1 protein-coding gene is annotated in these 591 nt (G+C 60.9%); it reads left to right on the forward strand.

The features are described 5' to 3' along the window. Nucleotides 1-200: 200 nt before the first annotated feature. Nucleotides 201-591, forward strand: a 391-nt coding sequence (locus ABD357_RS24240) for a DUF4240 domain-containing protein (RefSeq protein ID WP_486389228.1), incomplete at its 3' end; no start/stop codon positions are given.

The raw sequence follows: 591 nt of genomic DNA on the forward strand, positions 1-591 counted from the left end.
GTGCGGCTATAAAATGATCTGGCGCGGCAAGGGGTGGTACAACGCCCGAATGTGGGAAGCCATGAAGATCACGAAATACGTTGCTCACCACGGACACTGCCCGCCCGGGCAGCTGAAGAGCTGCCGCTGATCCGACGGACTTGAACGGGGGTGCCCCGGCTGGCCGGGGCACCCCCACGGACATCTGAGAGGAACGAACCGTGAAGGAATCCCAGTTCTGGGCCGCCATCGACGAACTGGAAGGATGCGCCGACGAGGCATCCGTCCATGAACTCCACGAGCTGCTTCTGGGGGAAGACGACGAGGATGTCATCGCGTTTCAGCGGTACCTTGAAAAACACCTTTCCGAACTCCGTCGGCGGGCAGAAGAGGCCGGAAATCCCCTGGGTGAAGCGGAAGCATGCGCGGTCGTGGCCGCCGGGAAGAGTGTGTACACACTCATTCTGAACGAGCCGGCAAAGTTCCACGAACGCGAGTGGGACTGCGAAGAGTCAATTCTCCTCGAGCGGGCGGCACCCGAGGTACTGGGATTCCTAGAGAGACTTCCTGAATCGCCGGAAAGGGGAGGCTGGCTGGATGTCCGCTTCGGAT

The sequence above is a fragment of the Streptomyces vastus genome (assembly GCF_039532825.1).
GTDB lineage: Bacteria > Actinomycetota > Actinomycetes > Streptomycetales > Streptomycetaceae > Streptomyces > Streptomyces vastus.